The 21,832-nt window shown below is 43.1% G+C and carries 21 protein-coding genes and 2 tRNA genes; 9 read left to right on the forward strand and 14 right to left on the reverse strand.

Annotated elements, in window-relative coordinates:
• Window positions 1-161: 161 nt before the first annotated feature.
• The 6 genes from pilW to D8S93_RS04860 all read left to right on the forward strand — a co-directional run bounded on the left by pilW (window position 162) and on the right by D8S93_RS04860 (window position 9,148).
• Window positions 162-887 carry a type IV pilus biogenesis/stability protein PilW gene (gene pilW, locus D8S93_RS04835; protein WP_053807335.1) on the forward strand — a complete coding sequence of 242 codons (726 nt, stop codon included), beginning with the start codon at window positions 162-164 and terminating at the stop codon, window positions 885-887.
• 268 nt (window positions 888-1,155) lie between these two features.
• Entirely contained in the window at window positions 1,156-2,085 is a 930-nt protein-coding gene (locus D8S93_RS04840; RefSeq protein WP_150918590.1) for a phosphate/phosphite/phosphonate ABC transporter substrate-binding protein, read from the forward strand.
• Complete coding sequence (locus tag D8S93_RS04845) at window positions 2,085-4,244, forward strand: GGDEF domain-containing phosphodiesterase (RefSeq protein ID WP_152812248.1); 2,160 nt, start codon at window positions 2,085-2,087, stop codon at window positions 4,242-4,244. Before D8S93_RS04840 ends, D8S93_RS04845 begins: the two co-directional genes overlap by 1 nt.
• Before the next feature lie 157 nt (window positions 4,245-4,401).
• Window positions 4,402-7,569, forward strand: coding sequence for a response regulator (locus D8S93_RS04850; RefSeq protein ID WP_413743271.1), 3,168 nt, complete (start codon window positions 4,402-4,404; stop codon window positions 7,567-7,569).
• A gap of 9 nt (window positions 7,570-7,578) precedes the next feature.
• Entirely contained in the window at window positions 7,579-8,055 is a 477-nt protein-coding gene (locus tag D8S93_RS04855) for a hypothetical protein (protein WP_005393443.1), read from the forward strand.
• 1 nt (window position 8,056) lies between these two features.
• Window positions 8,057-9,148 (forward strand): outer membrane protein, encoded by a 1,092-nt coding sequence (locus D8S93_RS04860; protein ID WP_152812252.1) that lies wholly within the window; start codon window positions 8,057-8,059, stop codon window positions 9,146-9,148.
• 44 nt (window positions 9,149-9,192) lie between these two features.
• On the opposite strand, the gene D8S93_RS04865 is transcribed toward D8S93_RS04860, so the two are convergent.
• The 5 genes from D8S93_RS04865 to D8S93_RS04885 all read right to left on the reverse strand — a co-directional run bounded on the left by D8S93_RS04865 (window position 9,193) and on the right by D8S93_RS04885 (window position 11,908).
• Window positions 9,193-9,807 carry a sugar O-acetyltransferase gene (locus D8S93_RS04865; RefSeq protein ID WP_152812254.1) on the reverse strand — a complete coding sequence of 205 codons (615 nt, stop codon included), beginning with the start codon at window positions 9,805-9,807 and terminating at the stop codon, window positions 9,193-9,195.
• Between the two features lie 208 nt (window positions 9,808-10,015).
• Window positions 10,016-10,327, reverse strand: a complete 312-nt coding sequence (locus D8S93_RS04870; protein ID WP_005393448.1) for a hypothetical protein — start codon at window positions 10,325-10,327, stop codon at window positions 10,016-10,018.
• 208 nt (window positions 10,328-10,535) lie between these two features.
• A complete protein-coding gene (locus D8S93_RS04875; protein WP_012841889.1) occupies window positions 10,536-10,970 on the reverse strand; it encodes a DUF962 domain-containing protein in 435 nt (144 codons plus the stop codon).
• A 77-nt stretch (window positions 10,971-11,047) separates the two neighbouring features.
• Complete coding sequence (locus D8S93_RS04880) at window positions 11,048-11,401, reverse strand: MmcQ/YjbR family DNA-binding protein (protein WP_005393450.1); 354 nt, start codon at window positions 11,399-11,401, stop codon at window positions 11,048-11,050.
• Between the two features lie 24 nt (window positions 11,402-11,425).
• Window positions 11,426-11,908, reverse strand: coding sequence for a MarR family winged helix-turn-helix transcriptional regulator (locus tag D8S93_RS04885; RefSeq protein ID WP_152812256.1), 483 nt, complete (start codon window positions 11,906-11,908; stop codon window positions 11,426-11,428).
• A 110-nt stretch (window positions 11,909-12,018) separates the two neighbouring features.
• On the opposite strand from D8S93_RS04885, the gene D8S93_RS04890 reads away from it, so the two are divergent.
• Complete coding sequence (locus D8S93_RS04890) at window positions 12,019-12,906, forward strand: DMT family transporter (protein WP_005393452.1); 888 nt, start codon at window positions 12,019-12,021, stop codon at window positions 12,904-12,906.
• 173 nt (window positions 12,907-13,079) lie between these two features.
• On the opposite strand, the gene D8S93_RS04895 is transcribed toward D8S93_RS04890, so the two are convergent.
• A complete protein-coding gene (locus D8S93_RS04895; RefSeq protein ID WP_152812258.1) occupies window positions 13,080-14,576 on the reverse strand; it encodes an EAL domain-containing protein in 1,497 nt (498 codons plus the stop codon).
• Between the two features lie 387 nt (window positions 14,577-14,963).
• Here D8S93_RS04895 and D8S93_RS04900 point away from each other — a divergent pair, with 387 nt between their 5' ends.
• A complete protein-coding gene (locus D8S93_RS04900) occupies window positions 14,964-15,410 on the forward strand; it encodes a DUF3291 domain-containing protein (RefSeq protein WP_152812261.1) in 447 nt (148 codons plus the stop codon).
• Window positions 15,411-15,633: 223 nt separating this feature from the next.
• Window positions 15,634-15,930, forward strand: a complete 297-nt coding sequence (locus tag D8S93_RS04905; RefSeq protein ID WP_074191235.1) for a YkgJ family cysteine cluster protein — start codon at window positions 15,634-15,636, stop codon at window positions 15,928-15,930.
• A gap of 138 nt (window positions 15,931-16,068) precedes the next feature.
• Here D8S93_RS04905 and D8S93_RS04910 read toward each other — a convergent pair.
• The 8 genes from D8S93_RS04910 to hppD form a co-directional block, all read right to left on the reverse strand.
• Window positions 16,069-16,145, reverse strand: a tRNA-Val gene (locus D8S93_RS04910).
• 32 nt (window positions 16,146-16,177) lie between these two features.
• A tRNA-Val gene (locus tag D8S93_RS04915) sits at window positions 16,178-16,254 on the reverse strand.
• A 179-nt stretch (window positions 16,255-16,433) separates the two neighbouring features.
• Window positions 16,434-16,772, reverse strand: a complete 339-nt coding sequence (locus tag D8S93_RS04920; RefSeq protein ID WP_046874875.1) for a hypothetical protein — start codon at window positions 16,770-16,772, stop codon at window positions 16,434-16,436.
• 120 nt (window positions 16,773-16,892) lie between these two features.
• Complete coding sequence (locus tag D8S93_RS04925; RefSeq protein WP_006741618.1) at window positions 16,893-17,552, reverse strand: DUF2726 domain-containing protein; 660 nt, start codon at window positions 17,550-17,552, stop codon at window positions 16,893-16,895.
• A 194-nt stretch (window positions 17,553-17,746) separates the two neighbouring features.
• Window positions 17,747-18,415: a maleylacetoacetate isomerase gene (gene maiA / locus D8S93_RS04930; RefSeq protein WP_152812263.1), complete on the reverse strand. Its 669-nt coding sequence runs from the start codon at window positions 18,413-18,415 to the stop codon at window positions 17,747-17,749.
• Window positions 18,416-18,436: 21 nt separating this feature from the next.
• Entirely contained in the window at window positions 18,437-19,474 is a 1,038-nt protein-coding gene (locus D8S93_RS04935) for a fumarylacetoacetate hydrolase family protein (RefSeq protein ID WP_152812265.1), read from the reverse strand.
• 9 nt (window positions 19,475-19,483) lie between these two features.
• Window positions 19,484-20,614 (reverse strand): homogentisate 1,2-dioxygenase, encoded by a 1,131-nt coding sequence (locus D8S93_RS04940; protein WP_046874871.1) that lies wholly within the window; start codon window positions 20,612-20,614, stop codon window positions 19,484-19,486.
• Window positions 20,607-21,680 (reverse strand): 4-hydroxyphenylpyruvate dioxygenase, encoded by a 1,074-nt coding sequence (gene hppD / locus D8S93_RS04945; protein WP_005377835.1) that lies wholly within the window; start codon window positions 21,678-21,680, stop codon window positions 20,607-20,609. Before hppD ends, D8S93_RS04940 begins: the two co-directional genes overlap by 8 nt.
• Window positions 21,681-21,832 lie beyond the last annotated feature (152 nt).

A 21,832-nucleotide genomic window follows, 5' to 3' on the forward strand; every position in this document is an offset into this window, starting at 1 on the left:
AAAGCGCTTATGATGCCTAAATGTAATATGTGAACCAAGCCGCCATATGGCGGCTTTTTCATACCAGTTTGCAAACCTGATCGCATAGTGTTTTTTCCTCAATAGGCTTTTGCTACGTAATTCATATCATGCTGGGAGATTCAGGGATGTAGGGACAAAGAATGAAAACAACAAAGCTCGGTGCACTACTATTAATCTCTCAGTTTGCACTTGTGGGCTGCGTGACGGTGAAAGAAGATGGTAGCCCTGTCGTTAAAGCCGATCCTGTAGCAATGGCAGAATCACGTATCGCACTTGGCCTAGGTTATTTAGAAGGCGGCAATATGATTCGCGCGCATGATAACTTGCAACAAGCCTTAACCCACGCACCTCAATACTATCGTGCTCAGTTATCGATGGCTCACTACTATGAAACGGTTGGCGAAGATGCTAAAGCCGAGCAAATGTATAAACGCTCTCTACGCCAACACACCAAAAATGGTAACGTGCTCAATAACTACGGCACCTTTCTTTGCAAGCGGGGTGACTTCGAGAAAGCCGATCAAATGTTTAATCGAGCCATTGAGCAGCCTTATTACTATCTCATTCCGGCCAGTTATGAAAACGCCGCATTTTGCGCGTTGAAGTCACAAGATAAAGACAAAGCGAAATACTACTTCGCCCGAGCTATTGATCATGACCCTCATAGGCCAAAATCTATTTTGCAGCTAGCCAAGCTAGAAATTGATAGCGGCAATTACACTGAAGCCAGAATTCGATTAATGAGATTTAATCAAATGTATGGCGTTAAGAAACCCTCTTTACAGCTCATGATTCAACTTGAACGTGCAGCAGGTAATGAAGCACTCGAGAAAAAATATCAAAAGCAATTGGAGAGATTTTCTTAACACGACGTCATGATAAAGAAGGTGTACTCGCTCACAGACACTACTGAACTTGACTAAGAATCCAGTGAATTAAAACCCACGGTGAAACATTCATCCTGTACATAAACTTCAAATTCGGTACTATTTGAACGGAATAAGTGACCAAGTCACATTATAAAAGTGCGCTAGTAAAACGAAATTTGTACATCATACTGTTTCTACTATTGATTGGGGCGCATTGATAAATGCTAAATATTACTGACATGCACCAGAAGGAAGTTGAAGCCGGATGAAACCTGCCTGCACTCTGTTATCACTCACTTTGCTGAGTTCGCCTTTTGTCGTCAGTGCACAAGAAAATATTGAAAAAACATTCACGTTTGGCATTGTTTCCAATAAAGCTCAAAGCAAAATCAAAAAGTCGACGCCTTTTACGCAGCACGTGACCAATGGTTTGGCCGGATACGGATACACCAAGGGGGCTGTAAAAGTATTTAAAAATTATCGCCAGCTCGCGGTGGCACTTGAAAATGGCACCGTTCAAATTGCAACAGCCACCCCCTTCAATGCAATGACCCTCGAGGCAGAATCTGGCAGCCAAGTCATTGCCATACGCTGGAAAAAAGGTTTACAAAAATATCATACGGTATTCTTTACCCACAAAGAGAGCGGTATCGAGTCGATTTCTGATCTGCGCGGAAAAACACTTGTTTTTGAAAAGCGTACATCCACCAGCAGCTATTACTTACCTGCTATTACACTGCTTAATCAAGGGGAGAAATTAGAATACCTCCCCTCCTCCGATGACAAACCAGCCAAAGACAGTATTGGATATTTATTCCTTGACGAGCACTTGGCTCAATCAAATGAAATCAACCTTTCAGTATGGGTGTATAAGCAGAGAGTCGCAGCAGGAGCGTTCAGCAATTTCAATTGGAGCAACCCTAAAGATCTTCCAGAAAGCATGAAAGACAAACTAACGATTTTCGCTCGCTCGGTAGAAATACCTAGAGACTTAATTCTCGCCTCTCCGACCTTAAGCCAAGATCAGCAACATAAAATCACGTCAATATTGCTCGGTATGGAGACATCTCAGCAAGGTGCTCTAGCACTTAAACAGTTCCAAAACACGAAAAAGATCACCGCTCTAACGCCAGAAATGTCCGCGTCCTTAAATACCGTTCGAACATCTATTCACTTGTTACCGAAGGTGGATTGATGTTCCACAAACTCTCACTCGAAACTAAATACATTTGCTCGACCATTTTTGTTGTCCTGTTTGTCGTAGTGATAAACCTCGCACTATATATGCATGGTTACGATACGTACTCAAATAACTTAACCCGCCAAATCACCGAGAACTCACAAGAAAAAACAGAGTCTTACGTCAAGCAAAAAGGATTGGTTTACGCAGAGTTATTATCAAAACAACTTTTTGACCCACTCTATACGGATAATATCAGCCAAGCGTACGAGCAAATTAAAGCGACATTAAGCCAACCAGATGTCTCGAAGATACACGTTGTTGATAATGAAGGACTAATCTTTCACGACGGTACGACTCAGCTAAGTATGTTTGCCCAGCGTCATTACCGTTCTCGCTTTATTTTGAAAGCAATAGAAGAGTCTAGAATTCTCATTTCTTTTTCTAAACATCAATTAGAAATTGCGGCACCGATTCAGCAATCGAATATCACACTGGGCGCGGTGTATCTTGAACTCAACCTAGCACATCTATTAGAAGAGAAAGAACAAAACATTGCTCAAGTACAAGCGCTTACCTCAAACGATAAGCAAAAGATGTTTAACTTGCTGCTCACGATCAGTGCGATATCCGTTCTGCTCGGAAGTGCCATCGCGTATGCTTTGGGTCGCTCATTAATAAAACCACTCAAACAACTTAAAGAACAATTTACAGAGTCAAATACTCAAGCACTGCCAATCACTGATATAAAAAGTAAAGATGAAGTGGGTGATCTTATTTCGGCGTATAACAAAATGTCGAACAAAGTGAACAGATACACAAGCCGGGTGGAGTTCATGGCGTATCACGACATTCTTACCTCCCTGCCTAACCGAGAAAAGTTGCTCATTGATATCCAAAAGCAAATAACGAACCGCAAGTCACCCTCACTCGCGGTTGTTTTTATTGATCTGGATGACTTTAAACATATTAACGATAACTACGGGCATAGCATCGGGGATAAATTGCTAGGTCATCTCGCCTCAGAACTTCAAGGTCGTTTGCCGAGTTACTTCCAGCCTCTTTACCGTCTTTCAACCATCGTAAGCCGAGTCGGCGCTGACGAATTTGTGCTGGTCTTTCCATGCAAAGACAGTCTCGACGCTAGAGAAAAAGCGGACGATATTCATCGCCAACTGCTTTCTCCTTTTAACTTGGAAGAGAACGATATTCAAATTACGGCAAGCCTTGGAGTCGCGGTGTATCCGGAATTTGGCTCAAACGCAGAGTCTCTTTTACAACTCTCCTCACTGGCGGCGCAAGAATCTAAACGACGCGGCAAAGATATCATGACGATATACGATTCCGCGTTTGATGAGACCGTGAAGCAGCGCTTATACATAGAAAAAGAACTGCGCCGCTCAATACGTGATTTGTCTCAGTTCGAGCTTTGGTATCAACCCCAGTTCGACCTCAACACCTACCAGTTGATTGGTGTTGAAGCATTGGTTAGGTGGAATCATCCGGAGAAGGGTTATATTAGCCCAGAATTATTTATCCCGATTGCAGAACAAAGTGACTTAATTTTAGAGCTTGGTGAATACCTCATCGAGACAGCAATTAGCCAGCGAGCACAATGGGCGGATCATTTCGCTGCTGATTTTCATATCGCATTAAATTTGTCTCCTAGGCAGATCTACCGCCAAGATTTAAGTCAGCTCTTTTCGAAATATTTACAACAATATCAAGTCCCTCCTCAAACCATTCATGTTGAAGTGACAGAGTCTCTGTTTATTGATGATATTGAGAAAGCGCAGTACGTGCTCAAAAAACTAAAAGATAACGGCGTAGAAGTGTGGCTAGATGATTTTGGAACTGGGTACTCTGCCCTCGCCTACCTACAACAAATGTCGTTTGATGGGCTTAAAATTGACCGTTCATTTATCGCTCAAATCCAAAACAATGAACAAGATGATTCATTAATCCGTGCGATTATATCCATGGCTCATAACCTAAGAATGAGAGTGGTAGCTGAAGGCATAGAAACCCAGACCCAACTAACAAGAATGGAATCACTTCACTGCGACGTTGTTCAAGGCTTTTTCTTGGGTAGACCGGTGCCGGCAGAAGAAATCATAGAGTTTGAGCAACAACGTCAAGCAATAGATGATTCAACCGCCAGCAACTACGCTTAACTGAATAATTTATCGCGTTCATTGAATTAAAGGGGATTCGTTCTGCAATATTGGTCACACTTCGCCATCTCACAAGTATGAATTTCCTCTTAAAATCTAACATTTGAGATAGGTAAACTACACTTTTCATATCAACTCTTTGGATATGGAAACGCGTGTGGTCGGGATATTTGCTTGGAACAACCTGTCTGTAAAGCAGAAACTTTTTGGATTGGTCCTACTACCAATCTTATTGTTATTGCTTCTTGCAGGTAAACATGTACAAAACCTCTCTATCCAAGCTCAAGAACTTCAAAAAGCACAACTCTTCTCCCAATATATAGATCGTGTTTCCTCACTGTATTATTTGACGAGCGATCCAAGGGTCGCGAATAACGCTCAAGAAACCCGCCAGCTCGTTCAAACTTTACAAGATACAGCTTCACCTGTTTTTGGCGACAATGCCGATATATTAAATCAGCTCACGAATTTCGAAGAAGCAACACTGTCAATGCTCTCGTCCAATAATACAGAAGATAAGTTAGATGCTGCTGAGTGGCGTGCCGACACATTCAAAGAGATTCTTTTGAGTTTGGATAGAGTCTATTTCAGCCATGTAAGTTATGAAACCAATACTCACCTCTCCTCATTGATGCAGCTTGAGTGGTTAATGTTTTGGTCAACAGAAGAGCATAGACTCAGCAAATACTTAGTGGAATCTACAGAGCAGGGGCAGATTTACGATCCAGCTATCCAAGCCAGTATCCAATCATTAATCCAGAACCAACAACTGCTGTTCGAACGCTTTGTCACACTTAATGCGAATAAGCAGCAAGTCAACCTCCTCATCGAAACCTTTACCGATAATGTCTTTGCTAAAAGCCAAGCATTTCGAGCCAATTTGTTGCAGCCATCAAACCTTAGAGTATTGACACCCACTCAAGTAGATGACGGGTTATCTGCGCTTTATAAACGCTTAAGTTTATTACGTAACGTTGATGACCAGATGGAACAGCAACTTATTAAGGATATATCCAAGACGATCAGTGAAACAACACAGCACCGCATTGGCTTCATTGCGCTAATGAGCCTCGTGACATTGCTGGTTGTGAGTTTGACACTGAGGTTAGTGCGTAAGGTCACTGGCAACTTGAATTTAGTACTCGAATTCCTAAGTCGAGACACTTACGAAGAGGACAACAATGAAAACTCACCACTGACAGAGTTGACCAAAGGGAAAGATGAGCTCAGTAAGTTTGCTAAAGAGGTAAAAAAACTGAGTTATGAACGTGAGCAGTCAAGACAAAAGTTAACCCAAGCCAAAGAAGATGCTGAAAAGGCGAAAGATGATGCCATCGAGGCAAGCAAAGCCAAAAGTAGCTTTCTGGCGAATATGTCTCATGAGATTCGAACCCCTTTAAACGGCGTTATTGGCATTTCAGAAGTTTTGTCAGACACGCCGCTAACGGCGACACAGCGTGATTATGTCGACACGATAGAAACCTCCTCGCAATTACTGTTGAGTTTAATAAATGACGTTCTGGACTTCTCTAAAATTGAATCTGGTATGTTGCTTCTCAGCCCTCATTCAACCTGTGTTCGTGAATCCATCTACGATATTGCTTCTATTATTTCCCCGAAAGCGAAAGAAAAAGGCATCGACGTTCAAGTCAGCATCAGCCGCAATACGCCCTATCACGTTATGTTGGATGATCACCGTATACGCCAAATTATCATGAACTTCATGTCCAATGCCGTAAAGTTCACCGAACAAGGTAGCGTTGAACTCTCTGTCATCACTAGAGAAATCAAAAATGGTGAAGCGAGCATCGAGTTTTCAGTCAAAGACTCAGGGATCGGTATTGATGAGCAGCAACAAAAAAAGATATTTGCTCCTTTCGCCCAAGAAGATAACTCCACCACCCGACAGTTTGGAGGGACAGGGCTCGGGCTTGCAATTAGCACGCAGCTGGTAGAGTTGATGGGCGGTGAGATTCAGCTTGAATCCGAGAAAGGCAAAGGTAGCCGATTTTTCTTCGAACTTACGGCTCCAATTGTGACTCAAGAGTTCAATGGCTATCACTCCCTTAATCACAACGATATATGGATAGTTTGCAACAACCCTACTTTGGAGCAAAAGCTGCGTGACGAGTTGAGCTTTTTCCACATCAATGTTCAGCAATCAGTAAATACACTGGATGCTCTGCCAACGTGGATTGATAACGAGCGCATCGTTGTTATCAACGTAGAAACTTCTCCAAATACCACAGCCAAACATCTAGGTGAAATGAAAAGACTTTGCATGCAAAATGTTCGAGTTTGTCTTATTAAACACCTTCATAGCGCCCAACGTGATTTTGGTAACAGCATTAGTGCATTGGTCACTCAACCCCTCTTAGGACAGCGCTTAGTAAAAGCACTTGAAACTTGTGCTGCAAACTTCCCTCAAGTAAACAAAGAGAACACGACCACACCCAATGCTAAGACTTTCCCAAAAATCTTGGTGGTCGACGACAACACCGTCAATCAAAAAATCGCTGGATTACACGTCACAAAAGCGGGCTTCGACTTTGATATCGCCGTAAACGGAGAAGAAGCCGTAGATATGTTTCAACAGAATCAATACTGCTTAATCTTAATGGATTGCATGATGCCGGTGATGGATGGGTTTGAAGCAACCAAAATGATCCGTCAAATTGAAGCAAAAGAAAAACGGACGATCAGAATCCCAATTATCGCGCTAACAGCAAGTGTAGTCGATGATGACATTCAAAAGTGTTTTGATGTTGGAATGGATGATTATGTGCCCAAACCTTTTAAAGCGGGTTTGTTGAAAGAGAAATTAGATAAAGCCATTGGACTACGCATTTCCAATATTGTTTCTGATGAAAAGCGACTGGCAACAAACACCACTCACACTCCTGAAAAAACCTCGCATGCTGAACAATCAGAAGCGACCGTGACGCCTATTCGCTCAGAACGGATTTTGCTCGTCGAAGATAACAGAGTAAATCAAAAAGTCGCTTCTCTGCTTTTATCCAAAGCAGGTTATCAATTTGAAGTGGCCGAAAACGGACAGGTTGCGGTCGAAATGTTCCAAAAAGATGGTGGGTTTGACATCATTTTGATGGACTGCATGATGCCGATCATGGATGGGTTCGAAGCCTCACGACAAATACGCGCCTATGAAGCAAGTAAAGGTCTTCCTAAGACTCCCATCATCGCACTAACGGCAAGTGTTGTGGATGATGACATTCAACGCTGCTTCGATTCAGGCATGGACGCTTATGTACCCAAGCCTGTTCGTAGAGAAAAGCTGTTGTACCAGATTGAAAATGCGATATAGGTAGCGATGATGAGCGGCGACATTTCTCTCCTCTGTTTTCTTTTGCGCTGCATAAAACGCTACCTATTCATTGTTGTTTTCCTTCTACCCATAGATAGTCAAGTACTTGCTGCAGAGAGCTACGCCGTTTTCTCGTTTAATAGTGAGTTCTCGCCCCTAACCATCAATAAAGCGCGAAAGTTGTACAGAGGAAAAACGCAACTCTTACAAGGGCAGAGAATTGAGCTATCTGACTGGCCAGCAACATCAGCGGAGAGAGCGGAGTTCTATCGCTACCTTCTCAATAAAAACTTGGCGCAAATGAACGCGCACTGGGCGAGCTTGTCTTTTTCAGGCAAAGCGAGGCCACCCAAAGTGATTGCAAACTCTAGCATTGATGCGCTGATCACGTGGATGCAAGAAAAGCCCAATCGGATTGGTTATGCCCCTGCTTCGAGCGTGCCTGGAAATGCTCGTATTTTGTGTGTGGTGAGCTCGGAGGATTAATATGAAAAAATATTTGACCATGTTATCACTGAGTGTTGTCGCCTTTCCGAGCTTAGCCACCATTGAGTTATCAGATCACCTGTCTTTGAGTGGTTTTGGTTCGACATCTTGGTCTAAGTCGGATAACTCCACAACGGTTCTCGTCAACCGCTTTATTCATGATGAAGCCTGCTACGATTGTGACACAACCTTCGGCTTGCAGCTTGATTACTTTTACAAGGCATTTCGAGCATCCGCACAGATAGTCAAGCGTCCGCAAGATCATTGGAGCTCGCCCCAATTAGAGTGGGCATATTTAGCTTATACCTATAAAAATATAGAGATACGTGGGGGACGATTGAGGCTGCCGCTGTTTTTGATGTCTGAGTATAATTATGTCGGTCACGCTTTTACCCAAGCTCGACCACCAAATGAAGTGTATGACAGCATATTAGGCATCACCGCTTACAATGGTTTATCCATTCGCTGGAATCACGACCTCAATGAGCAAATCATGCTTACTGCAATGCCGTTTATAGGGTTTAAAGACAGCAGTGATGTCACCCTCAACGAAGATACTGAACTGAAGATCGAATCAGACAACACAGCCGGAATAAACTTAACACTCAGCGGAAATGCCTACCGTTTGAACTTTTCTTATCTACATGGCGATTATGACCAAACTACGGTTCTCTCCAATACCAAGCAATCCACACCTGAAGGGGGAGCCATGTTAATTGACCGCTTGGTTCTAAAAGAAAAAGGCAACACGATTGACCAGTTTTCTCTAGGAGTAAGGTATGAGCTTGATAACCTTGTGATAATGGCTGAAGGACAAAACAGCAACATTTCCTCCTCTTGGTACGCAACAACGAGTTACAACGTGAATAAATTGACCCCCTACATAGTTTACGGCCAGCAGTTTAATAGCAGTGATACAAAGAATGGGGACAGCTATCTGTTTGGAGTGAGATACGACCTAGATTATAACGTGTCACTGAATGCTGAATGGCAAAAGTTTAACGCCCACAATAACGATACTGGCGCGTTTTCATCAATACCAGAAGATAACAGCGCCAACCTTTACACCCTGATATTAAATTTCGTTTTTTAACTTTTCTATACTGACACCGTATAAACCGTGGGCATTTACCTTTGTTATCGTTGATACATGTTGTGCGTGATTTGACGCTCTTTGTAATAGAATTCTTTGTCATGTTCGCCTATCTCTCGCAATACACGACACGGGTTCCCTACCGCAACAACATTACTTGGTATATCTTTCGTTACCACGCTACCAGCACCAATTACGCTGTTTTCTCCAATCTTGACGCCAGGCAATACCACTGAGTTAGCGCCGATCCATACATTATCACCAATATGAATAGGGATATTGAATTGCACAACTTCTCTTCTGAGCTCCGGTTCAACCGGATGGCCTGCCGTTGCTAGTGTCACATTGGGCCCAATCATGACACTATTGCCAATGTAGATATACGTATCATCGACTAGGGTTAAGTTAAAGTTTGTATACACGTTATCACCAACGTATGTATGCCTCCCCCAATTCGCCCGAAGCGGCGGCTCAAAATAGCAGTTGTCACCAACGGCGCCGAGCAAGCGTCGTAATATTTCTGTACGCTTTTCAGATTCAGAAGGCCGAGTTTGATTGTAATCGTAAAGAACTTCTAAACACTGTGTTTGCTGCTCGACTAACGCTTCATCATTACAAAAATATATTTTCTGACTATGAAGCATTGATTCACTATCCATAATATCCTCCGTTCTATCTGCCCAGTAGCTTCAGGCTGCTGGAACACCTCGCAATACGAGTTCCTGTCAAGATTGGCTAACAGAATGCATGATGTCGCTTTTTACAATAAGTTTAATGACATGCTTGCGAGGCCTAACGCAAAATACCGAATAACTTGAAAGAAATATGTGAATCAGACGATTAAATAACACAAAGATCGATGCAGAGTTAGCTTTGTTTATCTCGATTCATTTTCAAGCGCTTTTCTTTACGTCGTAACGCTCGGAAAAACTTCGACTCCTCGTGATACCAGCCGATAACACTAACCGGGAAGCCCACTAGCATCATGATAAAAAGATCCGCGGGCAGCTGCTCCAAAATATCACTCAGGGAGTGCAGCTCACCAAAAATGAATAAACCAATGACTTTACCAAGCAATAGTGCGCAACAAATCATAAAAAAAGACTTCATGATGTAATGCCATTTGCCTTTTTTACGCTCTTCTCGCCAATAGGCATATTTATGTTGTCGGTCGTACATTCATCCCCCAAGTGACAATGTCACTAGCCACAAGCATTCAGGCAAAGTAACAGGCTTTAGCTGCACTCTAATGATAGTGTGAATTAGAAGCGAATGCTTGTCATGGCAATGAGAAAGCTGCACATCATGCTGCGCATTTTACGACTTTATGAACACTAGCATGATCGCGCAATACAGGGAGATATCAGCTTGTTAATTACGGAGTGAGTTAATGCTTTCGGAACACCCAAATTGGACCAATCAGAAGAAACTGCAAATCTTCGAAAAAAGACGGTTTCTTCCCTTCTATTTTGTGACCAATGAACTGCAAGATCCACAGGACACCGAATAGGAGCATCGAAATATGCAGTACGGGCAGCGCCAATACCTCCAAAGACCATATCAGGCCGATGCACGCTAATGTATACCCTAACATCATCATAAAGACGCTGAGAGACAAACGAAAATAGAAAACCCATACCGGTATGACAGCAATCCAGACCCAGTTAAACTCGAAACCCAAGATGGAGATTTGAGGAATTGACCAAATTAGACCGACCACAGATAGGTAAATACCCGGAACTGCGATTGTGTGAATCTTTTGGTTGATGGGATTTTGATGGCTCTCCCCATATTCTTTTAGCCATTCAGATAATGCTCGCATATCATTCCTACTTTTCCGCCTACTTATTCTTATATAGCTTGAGGATGGAAAAGGTGCGAATTTTTCTGTAATAGCTATTACTGACCAAGCAATGCTCGTTGCACTTTTGGTAGTTTGGCAACGACGAGAGTATAAGAGCGTTCACATAAATCCTGAATCAATCCATCTTCCACATCACCATTAAAATAAACCGTTATCCAGTGACGCTTATTTAGGTGATAACCAGGAGTGATGTCCGTAAACTGCGATGTTAAGACTTCTCCATCTTCTGGTTTTACTTTTACGCTGACATACTCCCGACCGTTTCTCTCTGCAATAATCGCAAACATTTTACCTTTGATTTTGTATACAAGCGCTTCTGGCCCAAATGGGAAATCACTCTCTGCACACATGAAGGTACTTAAATAACCTTCTAACTCTTTGCTTCTCATTCCGTCCCACCCTTCCTGTATCTTTTACTCAAACAAAGGCAATAGTAGTCTTAACGCCTGGTTAACCTGCGCTTTCTCATTGCCTTCTAAACCATGTAGCAGCGATTGCTGAACGTCCACATGCTCTAAGATCAACTTGTCAATTAAGGTTAAGCCCTTTTCAGTTAACTCAACGGTGACACTGCGTCTATCTTCTTTACTGTGTGTTCTGGTAATAAAGCCTTTCTTCTCGAGTTTATCTAATCGGTTCGTCATCGCGCCCGAAGTGAGCATCATCGAATCAATTAGCACCGAGGGAGTAAGGCAGTATGGTGAACCTGCTCGGCGAAGTGTCGCCAACACATCAAATTCACCCATCTTAAGATCGTACTTCTTATGTAGGTCAGCGACCCGACACTCCATGTGCTTAGCAATTCGCATTAGCCGACCCATAATTGCCATCGGTTCAGTGTCGAGCTCTGGTTTCTCCTTAGCCCACTGCTCTACCACTCTATCAATTGCGTCCATGGTTTCTCTCCAAACGTCATTTAATTTTTATTTTAACATAAAGATACTTTACAAAAAGTAACCTTACCGATATCTTTACAATTAATTATCTCAACGTAAAGATATTTAACATGAATATTTTGCTTGCAATGATCCCGGCTTTTTTTTGGGGGACAACTTATGCTGTTACTCAGTTTACGCTTCCGGACTGGCCTCCCGTTTTACTTGGTGCGCTAAGAGCATTGCCTGCGGGTCTTTTGCTCCTCGCAATAAAGCCATCTTTCCCGAAAAAGAGTGAATGGAAAGTGCTGCTTGTTTTAGGAACTATCAACATCGCTTGCTTCTTTGGTCTCATTTTTGTCATGGCGTTGACGCTTCCTTCTGCGATCTCAGGTGTCGGTATGGTATCAGTACCCGTTTTTGCGATGCTGTTTGGCTGGGCAGTCTATAAGCGCCAGCCAAGCGCAATACAGGCAATAAGTGGAGCGACTTTGATTGCTTTGGCTTGGTTCTTATTTGATCCTAGTTCTATTTCGCTCAACCCTATGGGCTTGCTGGCGATGATCTCCGCCATCATGTGTATTGTGGTAGGCAGTAGCGTAACGAAATCACTAGGAACGAAAATGCATTGGTGGACAGTATTAACATGGCAGCTCATTTTGGGTGGTGTGATTATGTCTGTCGCAACAAGCGTGCTGGCGATAAACAATCCAGAGCCATACGTTACAGCCATTCAAAACTTATCAATGACGAACACCCTTGGGCTGCTGTGGGTGATCATTCTGAACACTGCATTAGGCTACGGCATGTATGTTTGGCTATTGCAGCGTATGTCGGTCGTTGACTTTACTTTTGGTGGCATTGCCAACCCCGTTGCGGGCATTGTGTCAGGTTTGCTGCTATTAGGTGAGACTTTCACCCCTCTCCAATACAGCTTGATGCTAGGGATGATTGTTATGTCATTGCTCCCTCAATTGATCGCTTCATTAAAAACTAAAAAAGCCGCCCTTTCTTCCTAAGTAAAATCCTAACGCCCGATGCTAAAATCGGGCGTTCATATTCTCTGTAAACTCCGTTTGAATTCTAAGACTTCAACAGGTTTTTTATCGAACAGTGAACCCAAAAAGGTTCAGCAATAAAAAAGGTGCCGAAAGACACCTTTAATAATGAATACGCCCCATTATGCCTTACTTTAAGTCATCGCAAGGTTGTTAATAGGCTCTGGTTTAGCGTAGACATACCCTTGAATAAGGTAAATAGAATGCTGAGCCAAATACGCGACTTGAGCCTCGCTCTCTACACCTTCTGCAATCATCTCACATTCCGCTTTCTTTGCTGCCGAGACAATAGAATCTAACACTTTCAATTTTTGGTCATCAGAGCCTATTGGATCGATGAACATCTTATCCACTTTTAAGCATCGGATACCCAGATCTTGCAAATAAGAAAAGCCGCCATACCCAGTCCCAAAATCGTCAATTTTGAACTTGTAGCCTTTATTCGCCAGATACAAAATCTCTTTTTTCGCTGCCTCTGTATCTTTTACAGGAATTCGCTCGGTCAACTCAAAATGCACTCTCTTCGGACATGGCCAATTCAGTTCTGACAGTAACTTAGTGAGTTCACCTGATTCTAAATGGGAAGAAACAATATTGATGCTGACCCACACATGCTCAGGTAATACACTAAGATCTTGTATGATTTTACGAATAAGCTGATTCGTCATTGGGACAATCAGACCACTTTCTTCTGCAGCGCCAATGAACATGTTTGGCGACACCATACCCTCACGACGAGACCACCGAGTCAGTGCTTCATACCCCACTGTCGCACCATCACGGCTATCGACAATCGCTTGGTAATAAGGGACAAATTCCGCATTATTAATCCCATTCTGGATCAAGCCTTTGATAGACTTTCTCAAGCTCTTACTGGACACATATACAAACGCAAAAGCCAGCCCCATAAGCACACTGACTAGGCCTCCCCATAGAAAGACTCTTTCCTGAGCATAGCTCTTCAGTTTCTCGCCACTGTGTATTTTGATGAGCATATTGGCTTGAGAATCAGCCGAGAAGAATAACTCCTTTGAAACTGCCGCTTCTTCTGCTGCAATGGCTGGTTTTCCTCGACTTATTGTTAAATCTCCAAATACAGGCTCATCATATATAAACTCGACGAACAAACAGTCTTCACAAGGCGTTTTTATCACTTCTTTAACCCAACTATTATCGAGAACCCAGACAACTTCAACATGTTCATTTTCATAAATGACCATCCACTCAACTTGATCTTGGTGTTCCGGTAAAATAAGTGATGCAAAAAAGTTTTCGCCAAGCTGAAATCGTTGCGCATTGGATAAATGAGATACTTCACGACCAATCGTGGAGCATGTTTTACCGTCACTCGTTTCCATCGCAATGAAACGGATGTAATGGTTATAAAAACGTGGGTCGCGTAATGTTCTAACATCACTATTACTGCACGTGAAATCTAACTGCGAAACCTGCTTTACAATCGCCTCATCCAAATACATGGATCGTTGGTGTAAATAATCGACATAGGTGTCTATTTTAGTCTCTTTGATATAGCTGATGTAAAAATTGGCTATTGAATTAAAAGCCACAACAAAAACTGCAATGGGAACTAGGCCAAGCAAAATGGCATTTCTTGTTATCTTTGTAATCAAAGTTCCTCCTAACGTTCAGCCAAACAACTTAAATTAAAGAGTGACATGAACACTATCTCACGTTCACACACCAAAAAGTGAGGATCGAATCTCAATAAGAAGTATAGAAGCGCAAGGCTTGCCACAGAAAATGAGAGTACTGCTGCATATCCAAGATAGCAACTCTCTTGAGTGAGACTTACCGACGATAATCGCGAGAAAAGAGGGGCTTATGCTCAACATAACCAATGTATAAAACGACTTTTTTGCCATCCAATGACTCGCCACAGTCACTAACTTTCCAATTGACCTTTGAAGGCACTAGCAACACACTGCATGATAAAATAGGAAAAGCTACTTAGAGCTTTTACCAGCATTACAGGCTTATCGACCAGGGAGGGTCATGAAATGAAATTAGCTCAATTAAATATTGCGCTTGCTAAATATCCTTTGGATGCACCAGAAATTAAAGATTTCGTAGACAATTTGGACTTAATTAATGGTATAGCTGAAGAAAGTGAAGGCTTTATCTGGCGTCTAAAAGACGACTCCGGTGATGCAACAAGTATTAAATTATTTGATGACCCGAACATGATTGTAAACATGTCTATTTGGGAAAGTACTGACTCACTTAAAAACTTTATGTTTCGTACCGGTCATAGAGATTTTATGCGCCAAAAAAGCGAATGGTTTCATCGTCTAGCGGAGGATAGCTATGTTCTGTGGTGGGTAGAAGACGGTTATATACCAACACCACAAGAAGCCTTGTTACGCCTTCAGCATTTGCGCGAAAACGGAGATACGCCATTTGCTTTCACATTTAAAACAAACTTTACAGAAGCAGATCTTGTGTAAAGTACACGTATGCCAAAGAATCGGCGTTCAAATTTACACTGACTATAAGGTTAATTGGTGTGAATCACTGTCAGTTCTACCGACTTACTCGGAAAGAAATGCAAGTGAACGCATAAAATGCGTTCACTAGGTTTATCGTTCATAGGGTGTTCTATTTCAGAAATAAAGTTCATTCGTGCTAAATTTACGGTACCATGCACAATTGACCAAATTGTAGTTATTCATGATTATACCAACTAAGACTCCCTCTCCCCTGCCCTCTGATGTATCTTGCTCTAACTGTAAGGCTTGTTGTTGCCGTCTCGAGGTTATGATTATTTCAGATACTGGCGTACCTGAAGAGTTTATTGCGCGTGACCAATATGGAGGCGAAACCATGATGCGGCTAAATGATGGTTGGTGTGCAGCTTTAGACAGAGACACATTAATGTGTACGATTTACGAAAATAGGCCTTGGATTTGCCGCGAATTCGAAATGGGCTCCAATGAATGTTTAGATGAACGAGTTAAATTCTTGTAAAACCACTCAAATTTACACTGATGGCAATGCGGAGTATTTGTAGAAAGTGTGCAAAGGAAAAGTAAGGTGTTTAAATCTGAGTATCAACAAATTATGGATACAAAAAAGCCCACCGTTTGGTGGGCTTTTTCTAAAATTTGGTGGGTCCGGGCGAACTCGAATCGCCGACCCCTACCATGTCAAGGTAGTACTCTAACCAACTGAGCTACGGACCCAAATTTTATGTTCCTAACCATTCAATTCAGAATGGTGCGTCCGAGTGGACTCGAACCACCGACCCCCGCCATGTCAAGGCGATACTCTAACCAGCTGAGCTACGGACGCATTTCTCTGGAACGACGAGGATATTAGCTATAAGCGAACGACGGTGCAAGCACAAATTTGCCAACTTTGAACCGTTTGGCGAAAATGTAAACTCAACACGCGTTTTCAGATGATTTTATCGACAAGAACTGGGCCTGTAGGGTTTAAAAGTGTGATCTATATAACTTTTATTATCTCACTTAATTGTCGTAAGGCACTTCACTGAGCATCCAAATCTGTAAGGTTTGCGATACATTGGGGCAAGTACCAAACAAAATCTGATATTTAGGTTTAAATGGTTCGCCGATATAGGTTGTACGGATCAACTCTCCTGTTTTAACATCCACTTGAGTGCTCACCCTGCCTTTGAAGTTTTGAAATATGACAAACTGCTCACTGTGGTAAACCATTTGCTCTCGGTAAAACAAGAAATGATCTTGGGGTGTCTCCGTTAACTCACACTCCAGTGGTTTCAAATTAGGTATCGCACTAACATTAGATGCGATGAACAACGCTGACAAAATCCATCCGTATCGCATATGGCTTCCCTATTCTGCACTCTTTTTCAAAGTATAGGTCTTGCCTTGAGGACTGATACAAAAAAGGCTTTGATTGTCTCGAATCAAAGCCTCATCAGTTTTGCTGTTCAACTGTCGTCTTTAGTCGTCCGACTCAAACACCACATTGTAATTCTCGGTGTAAGTACAATTTGGTTGGCGGCTGCAAGTAAAGAAGCGTCGACCTTTGAATTCACCTTGGCTTGCGGTTTTAATGATCATCGGACTGCCACATTTTTTACAAAAGCGCACTTCTTTATCGGGCTCAATCAAATCAATGTGTGCTGCAAGCAAACGACGTAATCGCCCAACTTGATAACTGTGCTTTATCGAAGCGCCGATTAAAGGTAGGTTTGCCGTCTTACAAACATGGATCAGTAACTTTTGTCTTTCTACCTTGCCCTTGCTTAACTCTTGCCCGTTATCCAATTCAACGATCACACGCGGCTCTAGCGTCCTAGGATCACAAATAACGTAATCAAAATAACTTCGAGATATGCGATTGTTCGCGACAAAAAACTGCTTCTTATTTTTGATTTCTTTTGGCGTAACCAAACTGGACATGTTTACTTTCGCGAATACCACCGCATGTTCACCTACCGCTGCCCTCAACGCATTATAGAATGCGCTCTCTTGCCCCCTGAGTAACGGTCCTTTCGAGCGATAAGGATAATCACGCGTGTCGTCGTGCTTAATCACGTACTTTTGAATAACAAAGAAGAATAAAACCAGAAGAACAACAATGATAAAAATGTTGGTCATAAATAAAGTGCATCCAAAACAACTCGTTGCTCAAAGCGTAAATGGAAATGCTATGCAGAGCAACAAAACCTCGCAATTTTGAGGAGCCACGACGATAGCGAGAAACAGAAAATTTGGATCCCCAATAAAAACGAGCCAATCACACACTCGGATTGGCTCGTTTAAATTTTGTTAATACATTATGATGCTAAGAATCAACTATTAGCGTCTGGCTGATTCTCTGGCATCGCATCAATAAAAGCAGGCAGTTGATTGCATGACTGCACAACCGCGTTAATGGTTGGATAAAGAGAAGTATCTACACCAAAGCGTTGTGCGTTATAAAATTGTGGTACCAGACAAATATCGACAATAGATGGCGAGCTTGTCAGGCTAAACTTACAATCACCATTTAGTTTACGATGCTTCTGAAGTTTCTCTTCTAATGCTGCAAAACCTTTGTGGATCCAGTGATGAATCCAAGCGACTTTGCGCTCTGGCTCGCAAGCTAACTCCCCCTCTAAATACTGCAGAACTCTTAAGTTATTCAGGGGATGAATCTCCACTGCAATATCCTGAGCCAAAGCCAGTGCTTGATATCGAAGTGGCGTTTGCTCGGGGATCACAGTGACATCCGGATAGTGTTCTTCTAAGTATTGAATGATGGCCAGTGACTGGGTTAACTGAACCTCCCCATCCACCAGCACAGGAACCAGTTCAGAAGCGTTTAACTCATGGTACTCGTCACTGTGTTGTTCGCCACCATTGCGCACCAAGTGTACCGATTTTGAATCATACGATAACTCTTTAAGATTCAAACAAATACGCACACGATACGCCGCCGATGATCGCCAGTATCCGTATAAAATCATGCCATCGCTCATATCATCTCCCAACTGGCGCTCTTAATGCTTGAGATATTGGCTAACTTGTTGGTCAATCGAACCGAATATGTTGTTGCCATCCGCATCGAACATTTCCAATCTGATTGAATCTCCAAACGACATGAAGTTAGTAGACGGCTTACCATCACGAATGGTTTCAATCATGCGAACTTCCGCGATACATGAATAACCAACACCACCCTCCTCAATCGAAGTGCCATGTTCGGTGCCTTGCTTATTAGATACCGTGCCAGAGCCTATAATTGCCCCAGCAGATAGCGGGCGCGTTTTAGTCGCATGAACAATTAAGTCTGCAAAATCAAACGTCATATCGATACCCGCATTTGGGCAACCAAACGGCTTGTGGTTGTAGGTCGAGACCAGTGGTAAATGCACTTTGTTTTCGTACCACGCATCGCCTAGTTCGTCAGGTGTTACTGCCACAGGAGAAAACGCAGAAGAAGGTTTAGATTGGAAAAAACCAAACCCTTTAGCTAACTCTGCAGGAATTAGGCCACGCAGCGACACATCATTCACCAGCATGATCAAACGAATCGACTCCTGAGCCTCTGCAACACTTGCGCCCATTGGTACGTCACCAGTTACCACAGCAACTTCACCTTCGAAATCAATACCCCATTCATCACTGGCAAACTCGATATTGTCACAAGGTCCAATAAAGGCATCAGAGCCTCCTTGGTACATCAACGGGTCCGTCCAAAAACTCTCTGGCATTTCAGCGCCGCGAGCTTTTCGAACCAACTCAACGTGGTTTACGTAAGCACTGCCATCAGCCCACTGATAAGCGCGAGGAAGCGGCGACTCACAGTAGTGCGCTTCAAACTCTTCATACCCTGCAACCGTGCCATTGTTCAGTGCAACGTATAGCTCTTCCAGTTGTGGTGCTAGCGTATCCCAGTTATCAAGCGCCACCTGCATCGTCGGTGCTAAGTTCATGGGGTGGAAAATTTCTGTCGCTGGTACGCAGCGCGTTAAGTCTTTGCTCACGACCATCAACAAACCGTCACGAGTGCCATTTTTCTTGGTTGCTAATTTCATCCTTGCCTCTTACTTCTCTTGCCAGCTATAGACGTATTCTTTGTTTTCTACTTTTTCCAGCTCATCCGAAAACTGAAGTGCGTGACGCGTATCAATCATGACCGCGACTTCGTCGGTAAAAGTCTTCTTATGCTCTCGCCCTGCTTTGAAAGCTTTCGGGTGAGGGCCATGTGTAAATCCTGCTGGATGGAATGTCACCATACCCGCTTCAATGTTGTCACGACTAAAGAAGTCACCTGCATGGTAGAACAAGACTTCGTCATAATCGTCATTGTTGTGGTAGAACGGTACTTTGAGCGCTCCAGGATCACTTTCAATTGGACGAGGAACAAAGGTACACACCACAAATCCTGCTCCTACAAATGTAGTATGTGCAGAAGGTGGTAAGTGGTAACGATGTGACATAAGTGGACGAATATCACGCCAGTTCACTTTTACTACCGCCAAATCACCATGCCAGCCAATCGCATCCAACGGGTTGAATGGGTAAGTGATAACACTGACTTTATCGTGGCGTTTCACCTGAACCTGTGTTTGATTCTCAGAATATTGAGCACGGAAATGATCGTTGATCGACGGCGTTTCCAAAACCGCTGGATCAAACACCGCGTGGTTTCCAACCATGCCTTTTTCGGGCAATGTATAGGCCGCATCGGTGTTTTCGATCATCAAAATGAACATCGGCTCGCTTGGCTCTAAACGCCAGCTCGTCGAGCGTGGGATCATGACATAATCCCCTTCACTCACTTTCAAATGACCATAATCACAATACAGATCTGCCGTACCTTGGTGGATGAATAGCAGTTCGTCGCCATCCGCATTTCTCACCAAGAAGTCCATTTTTTCATCCATACGCCAAACACGAACTTTACAATTCGCGTTGTGTAATAGATGCGGGACTGCCCATGGGGTAATATGGCTGGCTTTCTCGACTAGATTAAAATCGAACGCTCGTGGACGTAACTCGCCCTCCCACTCAGACCATCCCGTCGGGGCATGTTGATGATGAAAATGTGTTGCGGGGCCAAAGAAACCACTTCGACCTGCCTCACGTTCATAAATTGCCTCTTCCGGGAAGTCAGCATGCGCTTGTTTAGAGCACACTCCCTCCCGGTGAGGGAATGTGATCCATTTATGCATCGCTCAATACTCCTCGGCGAATTTGGTCTTCTTCTATCGATTCAAACAACGCTTTGAAGTTACCCTCGCCAAAGCCTTCATTGCCTTTACGTTGGATGATTTCGAAGAACACAGGGCCGATAACGGTTTGAGTAAAGATTTGTAGCAAGATGCCATCTTTCGTTGGCGCACCATCAATAAGAATCTGCAAATCACGAAGCTTGCTTACATCTTCACCATGGCCTTCAACACGCTGATCGACTTTCTCGTAATAAGTATCTGGCGTTGGCATAAAGTCCATGCCTCGCTCACGCAATGTTTTGACCGTTTCGTAGATGTCGTCTGTGGTCAATGCGATGTGTTGAATGCCTTCGCCATTGTATTCACGGATAAACTCTTCAATCTGTGATTTATCATCTGACGACTCATTGATAGGAATTCGGATTTTGCCGCAAGGTGCGGTCATCGCACGGCTGACAAGACCAGTCAGCTTACCTTCGATATCGAAATAACGAATTTCGCGGAAGTTACCAATGCGCTCATAGAAACCAGACCAGACATCCATGTTGCCTTGCTTGACGTTGTGCGTTAAGTGGTCGATTTCGTAAAGACCAACATTCGCTTTTGATAAACGCTCATCAGCATCATCATAAAAACGAAAATCGACATCATAAATGCTCTGCTTTCCATAACGATCGACAAAATAAAGCAAGCTTTCACCGATGCCATAAATAGCAGGAATGCTTAGCTCCATCGGCCCAATTTCCGTTTTATATTCTTTACCGCCATTCTCTAACGCATGCGCCAGAGCAACGGTGGCGTCTTTCACACGAAATGCCATGCCACAAACCGACGGACCGTGAACTTTGGCGAATCCCTCAGCTTGGCTATGCGGCTGCGCATTCACAATAAAGCTAATGTCACCTTGTCGATATAACCACGCTTCTTTTGAGCGATGCTTTGCAATTTCCGCAAAACCTAACGATATAAACAGATCTTTAAGCTGTTGAATGCCTTTGTTGTCAGCAGCGGTATATTCAACAAACTCAAATCCGTCTGTTCCTAGTGGGTTATATGCATCAACCATGACTTTCTCCTTGTCTCAGTAGCTTTTGTTTGGACTTATTTTTCTAACTTGGCGCAGGTCTTGAGAAATTGGAATACGTGGGGAGAAATCTTTACCTTGGCGATTTTTACGCATAATTGTAAAATATATGTTACACACAGGAGGCGCGTCGA

Source organism: Vibrio sp. VGrn 2, assembly GCF_009361695.1.
GTDB classification, from domain to species: domain Bacteria; phylum Pseudomonadota; class Gammaproteobacteria; order Enterobacterales; family Vibrionaceae; genus Vibrio; species Vibrio diabolicus.